Annotated in this window: 15 protein-coding genes and 1 pseudogene; 9 read left to right on the plus strand and 7 right to left on the minus strand. The window is 70.1% G+C overall.

Going from position 1 to position 14,922, the window contains the following annotated elements; genetic code table 11:
* Positions 1–57: 57 nt before the first annotated feature.
* From ACZ7OO_RS34535 to ACZ7OO_RS34550, 4 genes are all read left to right on the plus strand, one after another.
* Positions 58–873, plus strand: a complete 816-nt coding sequence (locus tag ACZ7OO_RS34535) for a Tat pathway signal sequence domain protein (protein ID WP_471510986.1) — start codon at positions 58–60, stop codon at positions 871–873.
* A gap of 66 nt (positions 874–939) precedes the next feature.
* The gene (locus tag ACZ7OO_RS34540) at positions 940–2,256 is read left to right on the plus strand and encodes a copper amine oxidase (protein WP_471510988.1); all 1,317 of its coding nucleotides are present in this window, start codon (positions 940–942) and stop codon (positions 2,254–2,256) included.
* 103 nt (positions 2,257–2,359) lie between these two features.
* The gene (locus ACZ7OO_RS34545) at positions 2,360–3,601 is read left to right on the plus strand and encodes an SAV2148 family HEPN domain-containing protein (protein ID WP_471510990.1); all 1,242 of its coding nucleotides are present in this window, start codon (positions 2,360–2,362) and stop codon (positions 3,599–3,601) included.
* A 102-nt stretch (positions 3,602–3,703) separates the two neighbouring features.
* Positions 3,704–4,426: an exonuclease domain-containing protein gene (locus tag ACZ7OO_RS34550; RefSeq protein WP_471510992.1), complete on the plus strand. Its 723-nt coding sequence runs from the start codon at positions 3,704–3,706 to the stop codon at positions 4,424–4,426.
* 30 nt (positions 4,427–4,456) lie between these two features.
* Here ACZ7OO_RS34550 and ACZ7OO_RS34555 read toward each other — a convergent pair whose 3' ends face one another.
* A complete protein-coding gene (locus ACZ7OO_RS34555; RefSeq protein WP_471510994.1) occupies positions 4,457–5,320 on the minus strand; it encodes a phosphotransferase enzyme family protein in 864 nt (287 codons plus the stop codon).
* A gap of 191 nt (positions 5,321–5,511) precedes the next feature.
* On the opposite strand from ACZ7OO_RS34555, the gene ACZ7OO_RS34560 reads away from it, so the two are divergent.
* From ACZ7OO_RS34560 to ACZ7OO_RS34580, 5 genes and pseudogenes are all read left to right on the plus strand, one after another.
* Complete coding sequence (locus tag ACZ7OO_RS34560) at positions 5,512–6,432, plus strand: carbohydrate ABC transporter permease (protein WP_471510996.1); 921 nt, start codon at positions 5,512–5,514, stop codon at positions 6,430–6,432.
* Entirely contained in the window at positions 6,429–7,262 is an 834-nt protein-coding gene (locus tag ACZ7OO_RS34565; RefSeq protein WP_471510998.1) for a carbohydrate ABC transporter permease, read from the plus strand. The genes ACZ7OO_RS34560 and ACZ7OO_RS34565 overlap by 4 nt, the downstream gene beginning before the upstream one ends.
* Entirely contained in the window at positions 7,262–8,542 is a 1,281-nt protein-coding gene (locus tag ACZ7OO_RS34570) for an ABC transporter substrate-binding protein (protein WP_471511000.1), read from the plus strand. The genes ACZ7OO_RS34565 and ACZ7OO_RS34570 overlap by 1 nt, the downstream gene beginning before the upstream one ends.
* Before the next feature lie 178 nt (positions 8,543–8,720).
* Positions 8,721–8,972 (plus strand): annotated as a pseudogene (locus ACZ7OO_RS34575) (hypothetical protein); the annotation flags it as partial.
* Between the two features lie 147 nt (positions 8,973–9,119).
* Positions 9,120–9,671 (plus strand): DUF1697 domain-containing protein, encoded by a 552-nt coding sequence (locus ACZ7OO_RS34580; RefSeq protein WP_471511002.1) that lies wholly within the window; start codon positions 9,120–9,122, stop codon positions 9,669–9,671.
* On the opposite strand, the gene ACZ7OO_RS34585 is transcribed toward ACZ7OO_RS34580, so the two are convergent.
* The 6 genes from ACZ7OO_RS34585 to ACZ7OO_RS34610 all read right to left on the minus strand — a co-directional run.
* Positions 9,652–9,780 (minus strand): hypothetical protein, encoded by a 129-nt coding sequence (locus tag ACZ7OO_RS34585; protein ID WP_471511004.1) that lies wholly within the window; start codon positions 9,778–9,780, stop codon positions 9,652–9,654. The genes ACZ7OO_RS34580 and ACZ7OO_RS34585 overlap by 20 nt on opposite strands.
* Before the next feature lie 434 nt (positions 9,781–10,214).
* Positions 10,215–10,952 carry a sirohydrochlorin chelatase gene (locus ACZ7OO_RS34590; RefSeq protein ID WP_471511006.1) on the minus strand — a complete coding sequence of 246 codons (738 nt, stop codon included), beginning with the start codon at positions 10,950–10,952 and terminating at the stop codon, positions 10,215–10,217.
* Between the two features lie 8 nt (positions 10,953–10,960).
* Positions 10,961–11,839 carry an ABC transporter permease gene (locus ACZ7OO_RS34595; protein ID WP_471511008.1) on the minus strand — a complete coding sequence of 293 codons (879 nt, stop codon included), beginning with the start codon at positions 11,837–11,839 and terminating at the stop codon, positions 10,961–10,963.
* Positions 11,826–12,611: an ABC transporter ATP-binding protein gene (locus tag ACZ7OO_RS34600; protein WP_471511010.1), complete on the minus strand. Its 786-nt coding sequence runs from the start codon at positions 12,609–12,611 to the stop codon at positions 11,826–11,828. The genes ACZ7OO_RS34595 and ACZ7OO_RS34600 overlap by 14 nt, the downstream gene beginning before the upstream one ends.
* A gap of 35 nt (positions 12,612–12,646) precedes the next feature.
* Positions 12,647–13,750 carry an aliphatic sulfonate ABC transporter substrate-binding protein gene (locus ACZ7OO_RS34605; protein WP_471511012.1) on the minus strand — a complete coding sequence of 368 codons (1,104 nt, stop codon included), beginning with the start codon at positions 13,748–13,750 and terminating at the stop codon, positions 12,647–12,649.
* Positions 13,751–13,972: 222 nt separating this feature from the next.
* Positions 13,973–14,922: elongation factor 1-alpha C-terminal domain-related protein (locus ACZ7OO_RS34610; RefSeq protein WP_471511014.1), on the minus strand; the 950-nt coding region annotated here is incomplete at its 5' end.

The following is a 14,922-nucleotide window of genomic DNA, read 5'->3' on the forward strand; positions in this document are numbered from 1 at the left end:
CCGAACCAGTGGGGCAAACACGTACTCCCTGTGACCAAGGGGGAGTAGGGGGAAGATGTGCGCAAGACAGTGCACCGCCATCTGGGCAAAGTGGTGGCCGGTGCCGGCCTGGCGGTTGCGGGGACCGCCGTAATGGTCGGGATCACCCTGCCGGGTACGGCGGGTGCGGACGACACGGGAGGGAGCGACGGGACCGGCTCGGTCGCCGCGCAGCAGGCGGGCCAGGGCACGGATGCCGTCAAGCCGGGCGTGGTGGAACAGGCGCCGCCCGAGGGAAAGAAGGGCACGGGCAGCGATCCGCTGACCGACGACGAGATCAAACGTGTCGAACATCTCGCCCTGACCCAGCAGATGTTCAACGCCGGGGAGAACGTCGAGGGCCGGCGCGGCCCGCAACGGATCAGCGTCGACCTGGCCGAGCCGGACGCGAACGAACTGGACGCCACGAACGCGCCGCGCCGCGCGGACGTGACGTTCTACGACTACCGGGACGACAGCCTCCTCACCCGGACCGTCAACCTCGACACCGGCAAGGTCGAGCACACCACCTCCCGGCAGGGTGTCCAGCCGCCGCTCAGCCACGACGAGAACGTCGAGGCGCTCCAGCTGCTCGTCGCCGACCCGCTCGGCGCCGGCCTGAAGGCGGACTTCAAGGACGCCACCGGCGAGGACCTCACCTCCCCGGAGCAGCAGCTGCTGCTCAACAGCGCGATCTACCGCGCGACTGAGGGCGCCCAGCCGGCCGCGCTCGACAAGTGCGGCGAACACCGCTGCGTGCGGCTCTTCCCGAAGATCAAGAACGGGCCCTGGATCGACGCCCGCTCCCTGATCGTCGACCTCAGCGCGCGCAAGGTCGTGAAGCTCGACCGCTGAGCCGGTCCCGTTCGCATTTCCCACTCCATTCCCGACTGCATCTCCCGCACGAGGAGTCACTTCGTCATGCACCCGAACGGAATCCGCCGCGCCCGCAGGACGGCCGCCGTGGGCCTGTCCGTGGCCGCGCTGGCCGCCGGCGCGACCACCGCGGCCGGACCCGCCGCCGCGCAGCCCAAGCGGGCCGCCGCGCCCGCCGCCGACTGCTCCGCCGCCTACCGGATCGAGCAGAAGCTCTCCACCGGCACCACCTGGCGGATGTGCTGGCGCTACGACAGCAAGGCCGGACTGGTCCTGGAGCACATCTCCTACCAGCCCAAGGGCGAGTCGGCCCCCATCAAGGTCCTCTCCAGCGCCCGCCTCGGCCAGATCGACGTCCCCTACGACGACGGCAGCGTCGAGTACGACGACCTGACCGGCTTCGGCTTCGCCCAGGGCCTCATGCCGCTCGCCGCGGCCGAATGCCCCGGCGGCACCATAAAGACGGTCAAGGTCCCCGAGGCCTGGGACCCGGCCCATCCGAACGTCAACGGCCTGTGCACCACCACCCGTTCGCGCGGCCACGCGTACCGGATGCAGGCCGACACCGGCAACCGGGTGTACCAGCAGCAGGGCAAGGACCTGCTGGTCTACACCGTCAACAAGGTCGGCTGGTACGAGTACATGACCGAGTGGCGGTTCCAGGACGACGGCACGATCAACATGAACGTCGGCGCCACCGGCAGCCTCTCCCCGGGCGACTACGACGCCGGGGACGGCCGTGGCTGGCCGATAGGCAAGGGCGCCACTTCCTACGCCACCAGCCACAGCCACAACGTCTTCTGGAAGCTGGACTTCGACCTCGACGGCTCCTCCAAGAGCCGTGTCGAACAGTACGACTCGGTGGTCAGCGCGCCCGCGCACGGTCAGGAGGCGCCCACCAACAAGACCACCCGCACCAACGTCACCAAGGAACTCGCCGGTGACTACAAGAACATGCGCTGGTGGCGGGTGGTCAGCACGGCCGGCAAGAACAAGGACGGGCACTCCCGTTCGTACGAGATCGTGCCGGGCGCCAGCAACAAGTACCCGGGTCACGGTTTCACCAAGCACGACATCTACTTCACCCAGTACGACAAGTGCGAGCTGTTCGCCAGCAACAACCCGGTCTGTGCCAACGGTCACCCCAAGAGCGTCGACCAGTGGGTGAACGGGCAGACCCTCACCAACCCCGTGGTCTGGGTGAACGTCGGCTTCCACCACGTGGTGCGTGACGAGGACCAGCAGCCCATGCCGGTCCACTGGCAGGGCTTCTCCATCGCCCCGCGTGATGTCACCGCTATGAATCCGCTCACTCCGGACGCCCTTGCTGATCAGAACGGGAAGCCCCGAGACGGTAGTTGAGAAACGACACTGTCCATCCGGCTGCACCGCCGACCACTCCCGGAGTACCCTTCCTTGATCGTTGGCAAGGGGAAAGTCCGGGGGAGCGGAAGGCGGTGCACGGGTGGGCTCGGGAGGCCTGGAGCTGCCCCCTGGTGACGAGGGTCACGAGGGGAACTCCACAGACGTCCCGCCCGGCGCGGTGTCCCTGGCCCGGCCGATGGACGCCTCGGGCTCCATCGGACCGGAGCTGGAGTGGGACGCCGACGCCTGGCTGGAGGTGCGTACGCGCGCCCAGCGGGCCGGCCGTGCCTACATCTGGCTGAACCTCGTCGAACAGCGGCTGCGCGCGGTCGTGGCCGCCGTCCTGCGCCCCATCTACGAACCGGTCCACGGCGACGAGTGGGTGGTCGCCGCGGCCGGGCCCGCCGGTCAGGAGTGGGTCCAGCGGGCGGTCGCGGTCCGCGAAGTCAGCCGTCGCAAGGGCTACTTGCTCGACCCGGCCGACGACAACGTGATCAGCTTCCTCACCCTCCCGCAGCTGCGCGAGCTGATGGTGCAGCACTGGCCGTGCTTCGAGCCGTACTTCGACGAACGCCGGGACGTCGAACTCGCCCTCGACGAGCTGGAGGTGACCCGCAACGTCGTCTCCCGCAACCGCGCGCTCTCCGAGGCCGTCCTCAACCAGGCCGAACGGGCCTCCGCCCGGCTCCTGGAGATGCTCGGCACGGGCGGTGACGTGCCCTCCGCGCGCCGGCTGCCGGTGGACGCGGTGGAGGACCTGGTGGGCGACCGCTACGCGGACGTCGTCGCCGTCCACCCCGACCGGGTCCGTCTCATGCGCCAGTTCCCGGCCGAGGACCTCTTCGGCGGCGCCCGCCGGCTGGACGCCATCGGCATCGGACTCAATCTGCTCGTACAGAACTTCTCCGGCCGCCGCCTGGTCCGGCTCGCCGAAACGGGCTGCCGGGTCCGGCTGCTCTTTCTCAACCCCGCGTCCAGCGCGATCAAGCGCCGCGAGCGCGAACTCGGAATGAAACGGGGCGAACTGTCCCGCTCGGTCGAGATGAACATCCTCCATATGCGCCGGGTCCGCTCCCGGCTGCGCGACCCGGGCGCCTTCGAGATCCAGGTGTACGACGACACCCCCCGCTTCTCCGCCTACCTGGTCGACGGCGACGGCGCCGACGGTGTCGCGATCGTCCAGTCCTATCTGCGCGGGGCGCGGGGCATGGAGTCGCCGGTGCTGGTACTTCGCAACGGCGACAAGGTGGTCAAGTCGGACGACATCATGGAAGCAGGACTCTTCCCGACATACCGCGAGGAGTTCGAAACGGCTTGGGCGGATTCGCGCCCTGTGTCCTGAGGTAGGCGCGACGGTAGGCGGAACGCGGTCCTCTGCTTGTCAGTGGCGCATGCGAGGGTGGAGACCACTGGGGGAAAGCACCACCAAGAAGGGGGACCGCCCATGGGCTGGCACCAAGAGCTCCTGATCGGCTTCGATCTGGAGACGACGGGTACGGATCCGCGCGAGGCGCGTATCGTCACGGGCGCCGTGATCGAGGTCAGGGCCGGGCAGGAGCTGGGCCGCCGCGAGTGGCTGGCGGATCCGGGCGTGGAGATCCCCGCCGACGCGGTGGCGGTGCACGGCATCAGCAACGAGCGGGCGGCGGCCGAGGGCCGCCCCGCGGACCAGGTCGCCGACGCCCTCGCCGACGTTCTCACCGGGTACTGGAAGACGGGTGTCCCGGTCGTCGCCTACAACGCGACCTTCGACCTCACCCTGCTCTCGGCGGAGTTGCGCCGACACGGCCTGGCGTCCCTCTCCGACCGCCTCGGCGGCCTCGACCCGGCGCCGGTCATCGACCCGTACACCATCGACCGCTGGGTCGACCGCTACCGCCGCGGCAAGCGCAACCTCGAAGCGGTCTGCGTCGAGTACGGCATCACCCTCGCCTCCGCCCACAACGCGTCGGCCGACGCCCTGGCCGCGGCCCGCCTGGCCCGGGCCATAGCCGACCGCCACCCGAAGATCGCGTCCCTGGGCCCCGCACAACTGCACGAACGCCAGGTGGAGTGGTACGCGGAGTGGGCGACGGACTTCCAGCAGTTCCTGCGGCGCAAGGGCGAAGCGGACGCGGTGGTCGACGGAGCCTGGCCGCTGCGTGAGTTGGCGGACGAGACGGTCTGAGGCCGGCAGCGGGCTTGGCGGCAGCGGGGCTCAGAAGGGGTACCAGCGCACCGACTCGTCCCCTTCCCGCAGCGACGCCACCCGCCGCTCGAACTCCGCCAGCGCCTTCGGATTGCCCGGCGCGTGCTGTGCGACCCACGCACAGCTGGCCGTCTCCCGGGCGCCGCGCAGCACCGAGCATCCCTCCCACTCCCGCACATCCCACCCATAGGCCTCGACGAACGAGTCATAGGCCTCGGCCGGCAACCCGTACCGGTCCTGGGAGAGCGCCATGACCACCAGGTCGTGCTCGCGCAGGTCGGACGAGAAGGTCTCCAGGTCGACCAGCACCGGTCCGTCCGGCCCGACATGCACATTGCGAGGCAGCGCGTCCCCGTGGATCGGCCCCGGAGCCAGCCGCGGGGTCAGCGCGGCCGCGGCCGCCGCGAAACCGTCCCGGCGCTCCCGTAGATAGGCCGCGTCGGCGGGGTCGACCGCGTCGCCGGCGAGCCGCAGCCAGCGTTCCACACCGCCCAGCAGCTCGCGGGGCGGCAACTCGAGGGGAGGAGAGGGCAGTGCGTGCACGATCCGTAGCAGTTCGGCCAGATCGCGCGGTTCGGCCGGCCGTACCGGATCCGCCAGCCGGTGCCACACGGTCACCGGGTGACCGTCCACGAGCCGCGCCTTCGGCTCGGCGGCCCGTACGGCCGGGACGCCCGCCTCCGCCAGCCACCCGGCGATCTCCAGCTCACGCCGGGCCCGGTCAAGGAGTTCGGCGTCCCGGCCGACCTTCACCACCAGGTCACCGGCGGCGAACACCGCGTTCTCGCCCAGGGCGAGGAGCGAGGCGTCAACCGCCGCACCGGGCAGCACATCCGCCGCGGCCAGTACGTCCCGCGCCCTTGCCTCGTCCATCGTCCGCCTCCGCGTCTTTTTCCGGTGTCCGGGCACCCGCGGCTGTGCGGGTGCACACGGCGTCGGCTTCTCGCCATCCGCCGGTCAGTCTCGCATCCACGGAGGTCGCGACGTGTGCGCGGTGCCTTGACGAGACAACCTGCCGTCACGACCATGACCAGGCACGACCGGGCCGCGCAAAGGGGGATGACGTGGCATTGGCGACGAACGTGGCCACTGTGAGGCGACCGGCCGCCGCACGCCTGACCGGCCACGGCGCCTGGTTCCTGGTCCTGCCCGCCCTGATCCCGATCCTCGTACTGAGCGTGGGCCCGCTCCTCTACGGGATCCTGCTGGCGTTCACCGACGCCCAGTCGGGCCGGACCGCGGCCACCCGGTGGATCGGCGGCCTCAACTTCCAGGACCTCCTGCACGACACGCTCTTCTGGGAGTCGTTCCGGATCGGCCTGGTCTGGGCCGTCGGTGTGACCGTGCCCCAGTTCCTGCTCGCCCTGGGCCTCGCCCTCCTCCTCAACCAGGAGTTACGGCTGCGCTGGCTGGCCCGCGCCCTGGCGATCGTGCCCTGGGCGATGCCCGAGGTCGTCGTCGGCATCATGTGGCGGCTGGTCTACAACCCGGACGCGGGGATCCTCAACGAGACCCTGCGCGACCTCGGCCTCGGTGACGGCCGGGACTGGCTGAGCGGCCTCGGCACCGCCCTGCCCGCCGTGATCGTCGTCGGTGTCTGGGCCGGGCTGCCGCAGACCACGGTCGCCCTGCTCGCCGGAGTGCAGAACACCCCGCGCGAACTGCACGAGGCCGCGGCGGTGGACGGCGCCGGCGCCTGGCGCCGCTTCCGCGCGGTCACCTGGACCGCCCTGAGACCCGTCGCCCTGGCGATCACCGCGCTCAACCTCATCTGGAACTTCAACTCCTTCGCCTTGGTCTACGTCCTGACCAACGGCGGCCCCGGCGGCAAGACCCGGCTGCCGATGCTGTTCGCCTACGAAGAGGCCTTCCGGTACGGCCAGTTCGGCTATGCGGCGGCGATGGGCTGTGTGATGGTCGCGGTGATCGCGGTGCTCCTTGCCGTCTTCCTGGCGGGCCGGCTGCGGGGAGGCGAGGACGCGTGAAGACTCGCACCGGCGCCCGTGCCGCCCAGTACGCGGCCCTGCTCGCCTACCTCGTATTCCTGGCCTTCCCGCTGCTGTGGCTGCTCTCCACGGCCTTCAAGTCGCCGACCGAACTGGGCAGTCTGCACCCCACCTGGATCCCCCGGCACCCGACCCTGGCCAACTTCCGCCAGGCCTTCGACGAACAGCCCCTGCTGCGTGCCGGCCTCAACTCCCTGCTCGCCGCGCTCGGCGCCGCGCTGATCGCCGTCCTGCTCGCGACCCCGATGGCGTACGCCATGGCCCGGCGCCGCGGGGCGCTGTCCCGGGCGGCCACCGGATGGGTGGTGGTCAGCCAGGCGTTTCCGTTCGTACTGGTGATCATCCCGCTGTTCCTGGTGCTGAAGCACCTGCGGCTGATCGACTCCCTGTTCGGGCTGGTGATGGTGTACCTGGTGTGGGCGCTGCCGTTCGCGCTGTGGATGCTCGTCGGATACGTACGCGCGGTGCCCGTCGAACTGGAGGAGGCGGCGGCCGTGGACGGGGCCGGGCGGCTGCGGACGCTGGTGTCGGTGACGGCACCGCTGCTTGCCCCCGGGATCGTGGCGACCGGGCTGTTCGCCTTCGTCACCGCGTGGAACGAGTTCTTCTTCGCGCTGGTGCTGCTGAAGACGCCGGAGAAACAGACCCTGCCGGTCGTCCTCACCCACTTCATCGGCGCGGCGGGCGTGGCCGACCTGGGACCGCTCGCCGCGGCAGCCTTCCTGGCCACGCTGCCCTCGCTGGCGGTCTTCGCGCTCGTCCAGCGGCGGATCACCGGCGGGATGCTCACCGGGGCGGTGAAGAGCTGATGCGTACCAGGGGCACCACCGCACTTGTTGTCCTTCTTCTCCTGCTCACGGGCTGCTCGGCCGGCGGGAGGGGCACCGGCGGTCCGATCACCCTCCGTTTCCAGTCCCTGGCCTGGCAGGAGGAGTCGGTCACCGCCAACAAGGAGCTGGTGAAGGAGTGGAACGCCACTCACCCGGACGTCAAGGTCGAATATGCGCAGGGAAGTTGGGACAGCGTCCACGACCAGCTGCTCACCTCCTTCGAGGGCGGTGAGGCCCCGGACATCATCCACGACGCCTCCGACGATCTCGCCGACTTCGCCTACGGCGGCTACCTCACCGACCTGACCGACCTGCTACCCAACCGCCTCAAGTCGGAGATACCACAGCGAAGTTGGGAGACGGCGACCTTCGGGGACGGCATCTACGGTGTGCCGTTCCTCCAGGAGCCACGGGTGCTGATCGCCAACAGCACCTGGCTCGCGAAGGCAGGAGTGCGCATACCCACACCCCGACGCCCCTGGAGCTGGGCGGAGTTCCGGCAGGTCACCGAACAGCTCAGCGGCGACGGCAAGTACGGCGTCGCCTGGCCGCTCAAGGAGCCCGTCTCCGCCACGCTCAACCTGTCGCTGTCGGCGGGCGGACAGCTCTTCCACCGGGCCGCGGACGGCAAGGTGACCGTGCGCTTCGAAGCCGCCGACCAGCTCGTGCCGCGCACCGTCCACGACCAGGTCGGCGTCGACCAGAGCGCACCCGGCTCGACGCTGGGCAGCGGCGGCTCGGACACCCTGCCGGGCTTCTTCGGCGGCAAGTACGCGATGGTCCCGCTCGGCTTCTCCTACCGTCAGCAGATCGTCCAGCAGGCGCCGAAGGGCTTCGACTGGGAGGTGCTGCCCGCCCCGGCCGGCGCCGACGGACTCGCCCAGGGCGTCAGCCCGCAGACGCTGTCCATCGCCGAGGACAGTCCGCACAAGAAGGAGGCGGCGGAGTTCATCGACTTCCTGCTCCGGCCGAGGAACATGGTCCGGCTCGCCCTCGGCGACTGGATGCTGCCCACCGGCACTCAGGCCCTGAAGGACCCGGCCCTGCACACCGCCAAGTACGGCTGGGCCACCGGCACCGCCCTGGCCGGCCACCTCAGCCCGGCCCCCGCCCAGACGGTCCGCGGCTACCCGGAGTGGAAGGACAAGGTGGCCACCCCCGCCTTCCAGTCGTACTACAGCGGAGCCATCGGCCTCGACGAGCTCCGCCACCGCCTCGAGAAGGACGGCAATCTGGTGCTGGCCCGCTACCAGCGGTGAGCCGGACAAAGGGACAGGGCCCGTTGGCTCCCCCGGAGACCAACGGGCCCTGCAGCTGAGGGTGTTGCTCGGAAACCAGATCAGACCGGCAGCCGGTCCTGCTCGGTACCGGTTGCGCTCGCCGAGCAGGGCCATCACCGCCGGGAGCAGCACACCCCGGATCACCGTCGCGTCGATCCAGAGTGATCGTGTGGGGCATCGGACCGTCCAGGCCGGACCGGGAGCCCGCAGGCGTGAGGGACCCCGCCCCCGCATCCCCGGACCACGGACGAGATCCGTGCCGCCCGGTGGCGGAGCGAAAGCGGGCGACCAGTGTGCCCAAGACCGTTCTGAGCACACGGCTGAGCAACAGCGGTCCTGGATGCAGGACTCACTCCCACTCAGTTGTCAGGAGCGGTGTCCCTTCCGACGACGCGGATCCCCTTTGTGATTACAGAACCTTGTTGAACAAGTCACAGGTGCGTGTAGGAGTTGATCCAAGGCGGTCCGATCGGCCAGAGTTTCGGGCAGTCCGGCATGCCGGCACGGCCGTCGTGCCCACCCCCACGGGGCACGACGGCCGTTCTAAGGTGTTCGAATGACGATGTATGCGGCACTGCTGCGCGGGATCAACGTGGGTGGCAGGAAGAAGCTCCCGATGGCAGAGCTGCGGGCGCTCATGACCGGCCTGGGGTACGAGTCCGTACAGACCTACCTCCAGAGCGGACAGGCCGTCTTCGCCGCCGCCCACGCGGACGCCGAGGCCCTGGCTGCGGAGCTGACCGCGGCGATCGAGGAGCGGTTCGGTTTCTCCGTCGACGTACTCGTCCGCGACCACGCCTATCTGCAGGCGATCGCCGAGGCTTGCCCCTTCCCGGCCGCCGAGCTGGAGGCCAAGCAGGTGCACGTCACCTATTTCTCCGAGCCGGTCACCCCGGAGCGGTTCGCGGGTATGGACCCAGCCGCCCACCTTCCCGAGGAGTTCCGCCTCGGCGACCGTGCGCTGTACCTGTACGCCCCGGACGGCCTCGGCCGATCCAAGCTGGCGGAGGCGCTGTCGCGGCGGCAGATCAACAAGGGGCTGATCGCCACCACCCGGAACTGGAACACGGTCGTCAAGCTGGTGGAACTCACCGCCCCCGGAGCGTGACCGTCCGCAGGCCGAGGAAGGGGGCCTGTGACACGATCCCGCGCGGTACGGCGAGCCGCGGGTCCCCGGCCCGGCGGCGCAGCCCGTCGGGATCGTCCGTGGCCGCCACGGCGTCGAGCAGCGCCAGGTCGTCCTCCGTTAGCGGATCGTCGGCCAGACCGGCCAGACGGCCGTACCCCGATCGACGTCACCGGACGGGACGTCCTGGTCACCCAGCCCTCGGCCAAGGGCATGTTCCGGGTGATCGCCGGGCTGCAGCCCGGCACGCGCTACACGGTGACCGTCGCCGCGGTGACCGTGGCGGGGGTCGGACCGGCGGCCACGGTCAGCGCGGCCACCCGGTCAACTGCCCGGCCGGGAAGAGTTGTTGGGAAACCGAACCGGTAAAGCAGCTGGTGTGACACGTTCGCCGACCGCGGCGCTGAAGTAAGAGCCGGCCGCGGCAGTGACGCTCGTGAGAGCCCCGCTGTGGGCCGGCCGTTCGCGGTCCGACGTCACAGGGGAGCGCCGGACCGCGAACCCCAAGAGCACTCCTCGGACGGCTCAGGCGCCCACGGCCGCCAGGGCGGGGGTGCGTGCCGCGTCGTACCGCTCCAGCAGCACCCGCGCCACCTCCGGCGCCGGGCCGAGTACCTCGGCCAGCACATCCGCCTCCGCCGCGCCCCGCGCGATCCGGTCGGGCAGGAAGCCGGGGGCGAGGACATAGGGAGCCACGGCCACCCGGGCGCAGCCGAGGTCCCGCAGCTCCCGTACCGCGTCCTCGGTGCGGGGGAGGGATGCGGAGGCGAACGCAGGCCGCACGGCGCACCAACCGGTGTGCCGCCAATCCCGCGCGATATCTGCGATCACTGCGATCGCCTCCGGGTCACTGGACCCCGCCGAGGCCAGTACGACCCCGGTCGAGGGTTTGTCGGCGGGTGTCAGCCCCGCCTCGTGCAGCCGCCGTTCGAGGGCCGCCAGGAGCAGCGGGGACGGGCCCAGCACCTCCGCCTGCCGGATCCGCAACCGAGTCGGCGCGTCCCGCAGCACGGCCGGGATGTCCGCCTTCGCATGGAAGGCGCGGGTCAGCAGCAACGGAAGGGCTACGACGTCACGGACACCCTCCGCCGCCAGGGACGCCAGCACCCCCTGCACGGAGGGGATGTTGAAGTCCAGGAAGCCGGTTTCCACGCGCAGCCCGGGCCGCAGCGACCGTACCCGCCGTACCAGGGCGTGCACGGTCGCCGCATGCCGCGGATCGCGGCTGCCGTGGGCGATGACGACGAGGACCGGATTGCGCATGGGCGACCTCAGCTCTTCACCAGCAGACCGCGGCTGCGCAGCACCCACCGCTCCAGCGGGCTGAAGATCAGCAGGTCGATCGCGATGCCGACGAACAGGATAAGGATGATGGCCTCGAACACCATGGCCATGTCGCTGGCGGTGCGGGCGTTCTCCAGGAGCTGGCCGAGGCCCACGCCGAGGTCGGGGAAGCTGGCGATGATCTCCGCCGCCATCAGCGAGCGCCAGGAGAACGCCCAGCCCTGCTTCAGGCCCGCCACATAGCCGGGCAGCGCCGCCGGCAGCACCACGTGCCAGATGCCCTTGACGCCCGTCGCGCCCATCGTGCGGCCGGCTCGCAGGAACAGCGGCGGTACCTGGTCGACGCCCGAGACGAGACCGTTGGCGATGGACGGGACCGCGCCGAGCAGGATCACCGCGTACATCATCGAGTTGTTCAGACCCAGCCAGATCACGGCCGGCGGCACCCAGGCCACCGACGGCAGCGACTGGAGGCCGGACAGGATCGGCCCGATGGCCGCGCGCACGAACTTCACCCGGGCCACCAGCAGACCCAGCGGGGTGCCGATGACCAGGGCGAAGAGGAAGCCGAGGAGCCCCCGGCTGACACTGGTCCAGATGTAGCCGAGCAGGTCGCCCTTGAGCCAGGCGTCCTTGAACGCGCTGCCCACCGCGGCCGGCGAGGGCAGCTTGGACGGGTCGTCCACGACCGGCACGAGGAGCGTCCAGACCACGAGGACCACGGCGAGCGCGACGATCGGCGGAAGGATCTTGTTGCCGAAGGTCTGCCGGAAGGTCGGGCGGCCGGCGGTCGACGTCTCCAGTGCGTCGAGGCCCGCCTCGACACTTCCGGCGTCCTTGGCCGGCGTCGTCTCAGTGCTGGCCATGACGGCGGATCTCCCCACGCAGTACATCGGTGATCTCAAGGGACAGTTCGGCCACGGGCGCGTCCTCGATCCGGCGCGGCTGCGGAATGCCGACCGTCCACTCGCGCGCTATCCGGCCCGGGCGGGACGACAGCAGGATCACCCGCTGGGCGAGCCGGACCGCCTCGCGCACATTGTGCGTGACGAACAGGACGGAGACCCCGGTCTCCTGCCAGATCCGGGTCAGCTCGTCGTGCAGCACGTCCCGGGTGATGGCGTCCAGGGCCGAGAACGGCTCGTCCATCAGCAGCAGGTTGCTCTCCTGGGCGAGTGCGCGGGCCAGCGCCGCACGCTGGCGCATACCGCCCGACAGCTCGTGGACACGCTTGCCGTACGCGCCCTTCAGCCGGACCAGTTCGAGCAGTTCCTCGGCCCTGGCACGGCGGTCGTTCTTGGGAACTCCCCTGAGCCTGAGGGCGAGTTCGATGTTCTTGCCCGCGGTCAGCCACGGGAAGAGGGCGTGCTCCTGGAACATCAGGGCGGGCCGCCCGTCCGTCGCGATGGAGCCCGCGGTGGGGCGGTCGAGCCCCGCCACCAGGTTCAGCAGCGTGGACTTGCCGCAGCCCGAGGCCCCCAGGAGGGTGACGAACTCGCCCGGCGCGACATCGAGCGTGATGTCGTCCAGGACGAGCTGCTGCCCGCCGGGAGTCGCGAAGGACTTCGAGACATGCTCGAGGCGTGCCGCGTGCTCCACCGACTCGCCGGCCTTGGCGAGTGTTGTGGTCGTGGCCATGGTCGTCACCTCCTGGGAACGTGTCGGGACCTGGGTCAGCTGCTGCCGAGACCGGCGGCGTCGACCGTGCTCTCGCCGTCGGCCTTGAGGACCTTGTTGAGGATCGTCAGGTCGTAGATGTTCTTCAGCAGCGGGTCGGTGAGCAGACCGGCCTTGACGGCGTGCTGCGCCTCGGTGTTGAGGGTGGAGGCCAGCGGGTCGTCGGTGAACTGGATCGACTTCCACGCCGGGTCCAGGACGTTGTCGGGCAGCGCCTTGCCGGAGTCGACCTCCAGCTGCTTGTTGGCGGCGGCCTTCGCCTGGTCAGGGTTGGCGTTGATCCACTTGTTGGTCTCGACCGAGCCCTTCAGCACGGCCTCGACGACCTTCGGGTGCGCCTTGAGGAACTTCTGCGACACGACGATGTTCGTGATCACGAACTTCTTGTCGGGCCACAGCGTGGACTCGTCGAGCAGTACCTTGCCGCCCTCGGCGACCAGCTTGGACGCGGTCGGCTCCGGCACCCACGCGCCGTCGACGGAACCGGCCTTGAAGGCGTCCGGGGTGATCTTGTTGTCGGTGCGGACGACCGTGACGTCACCCTTGCCGCTCTGCGCGTCGACCTTCCAGCCCTGGTCGGCGATCCAGTTGAGGAACGCCACGTCCTGCGTGTTGCCCAGCTGAGGCGTCGCGATCCTCTTGCCCTTGACGTCCTTCAGGGACTTGATCTTCTTCGGGTCGACGACCAGCTTCACGCCACCTGACGCCGAACCGCTGATGATCTTCAGGTCGGTACCGTTGGACTTGGTGTAGCCGTTGATCGCCGGGGAGGGGCCGATCCAGCCGATGTCGATCGAGCCGGAGTTGAGCGCCTCGATCTCGGAGGGCCCGGCGTTGAAGATCGCGTACTTGGCCTGGGTGGCGCCGAGCTCCTTCTGGAAGAAGCCCTTCTGGTTGCCCACCAGCGCGGTCGCGTGGGTCAGGTTGCCGAAGTAGCCGATCTTGACGGTGTCGAGGCCGTCGATCTTCTTGGCACCGGCGGCGACCTTGGCCGTGGCGCCCTTGTTGGCGTCGGACCCGTAACCGCAGGCGGCGAGGGTGAGCAGGGGGAGCGTGGCTATCACCGCGATACCGCGGCGGAAGGCTGTTGTTGCAGGCACGGGAGGTGTTCCTCTCGGAGGCCCGGCGGTCACGGTCTCTCAGGTCGTGGCCGGGAGGTCGGCAGGTCTGCGTTTACGGCGGTGGGGGGTGAGGGCGCGCAGGCAGTGCGCGTACGTCAGCGCACACATCGCGCCACTCCGCCCTGCCCGCTGCCGAGAGCACCGCTGCCGACGCGGCCGCCCTCCTTCGCGAACGTGGAGTAGAAGTCGGTGGAGTTCATGTCAGAAGTCCCACCCGTCGTCCTCGGCGTCGTCCTTGACGGGCTCGGGGGAGGCGAACGACTCGCCGACCATGCCCGCGGTGAGCGTGGTGCCGTCGGCGGGGTCGATCAGGATGAACGAGCCGGTGCGGCGCGAGTCGGCGTAGGAGTCGACCGGCAGCGGCTCGGCGGTACGGATCTTCACCCGGCCGATGTCGTTGGCGACGAGCTGCCCCGGGTGCGGGTGCAGGGACAGGTCGTCGAGGGTGAGCCGGGACGGGATGTCCTTGACGATCGCCTTGACCGTGCGGGTGCCGTGCTTGAGCAGCACCCGGTGCCCGACGGTCAGCGGCTGGTCGGCCACGTGGCAGACGGTCGCCTCGACCTCCTGGGTGGTCGGCGGGGCGTCCTTCGTCGGGACGATCAGGTCGCCGCGCGAGACGTCGATGTCGTCGGTGAGCAGGAGGGTCACCGACTGGGTCGTCCAGGCCGAGTCGACCGGCTTGCCCAGCAGGTCGATGCCCGAGATCGTCGTCGTACGACCGGACGGCAGGACGGTGACCGGCTCGCCGACGTGGAAGGTGCCGGCGGCGATCTGGCCGGCGTAGCCCCGGTAGTCCGGGTGCTCGGCGGTCTGCGGGCGGATCACGTACTGCACGGGCAGCCGGGCGTGGCAGTGCGCCAGGTCGTGGCTGACGGGGACGGTCTCCAGGTGCTCAAGGACGGTCGGGCCGCCGTACCAGTCCATGTTGGCGGACGGCTCCACGACGTTGTCGCCGACGAGCGCCGAGATCGGGATCGCGGTGACCTCCGGGACGCCCAGTTCGGTCGCGTACGCCGTGAACTCCTCGGCGATCCCGGCGAAGATCGGTTCCTGGTAGCCGACCAGGTCCATCTTGTTGACCGCGAGGACGACATGCGGGACCCGCAGCAGGGCGGCGATCGCGGCGTGCCGGCGGGTCTGCTCGACGA

The sequence above is a fragment of the Streptomyces sp. NPDC111744 genome (genome assembly GCF_055634995.1).

Bases quoted from the DNA above. Each gene is read 5' to 3' on its own strand.
- ACZ7OO_RS34540 (WP_471510988.1), top strand. From the start codon at position 940: ATGCACCCGAACGGAATCCGCCGCGCCCGCAGGACGGCCGCCGTGGGC.
- ACZ7OO_RS34550 (WP_471510992.1), top strand. From the start codon at position 3,704: ATGGGCTGGCACCAAGAGCTCCTGATCGGCTTCGATCTGGAGACGACG.
- ACZ7OO_RS34555 (WP_471510994.1), bottom strand. From the start codon at position 5,320: ATGGACGAGGCAAGGGCGCGGGACGTACTGGCCGCGGCGGATGTGCTG.
- ACZ7OO_RS34570 (WP_471511000.1), top strand. From the start codon at position 7,262: ATGCGTACCAGGGGCACCACCGCACTTGTTGTCCTTCTTCTCCTGCTC.
- ACZ7OO_RS34580 (WP_471511002.1), top strand. From the start codon at position 9,120: ATGACGATGTATGCGGCACTGCTGCGCGGGATCAACGTGGGTGGCAGG.
- ACZ7OO_RS34590 (WP_471511006.1), bottom strand. From the start codon at position 10,952: ATGCGCAATCCGGTCCTCGTCGTCATCGCCCACGGCAGCCGCGATCCG.
- ACZ7OO_RS34595 (WP_471511008.1), bottom strand. From the start codon at position 11,839: ATGGCCAGCACTGAGACGACGCCGGCCAAGGACGCCGGAAGTGTCGAG.
- ACZ7OO_RS34600 (WP_471511010.1), bottom strand. From the start codon at position 12,611: ATGGCCACGACCACAACACTCGCCAAGGCCGGCGAGTCGGTGGAGCAC.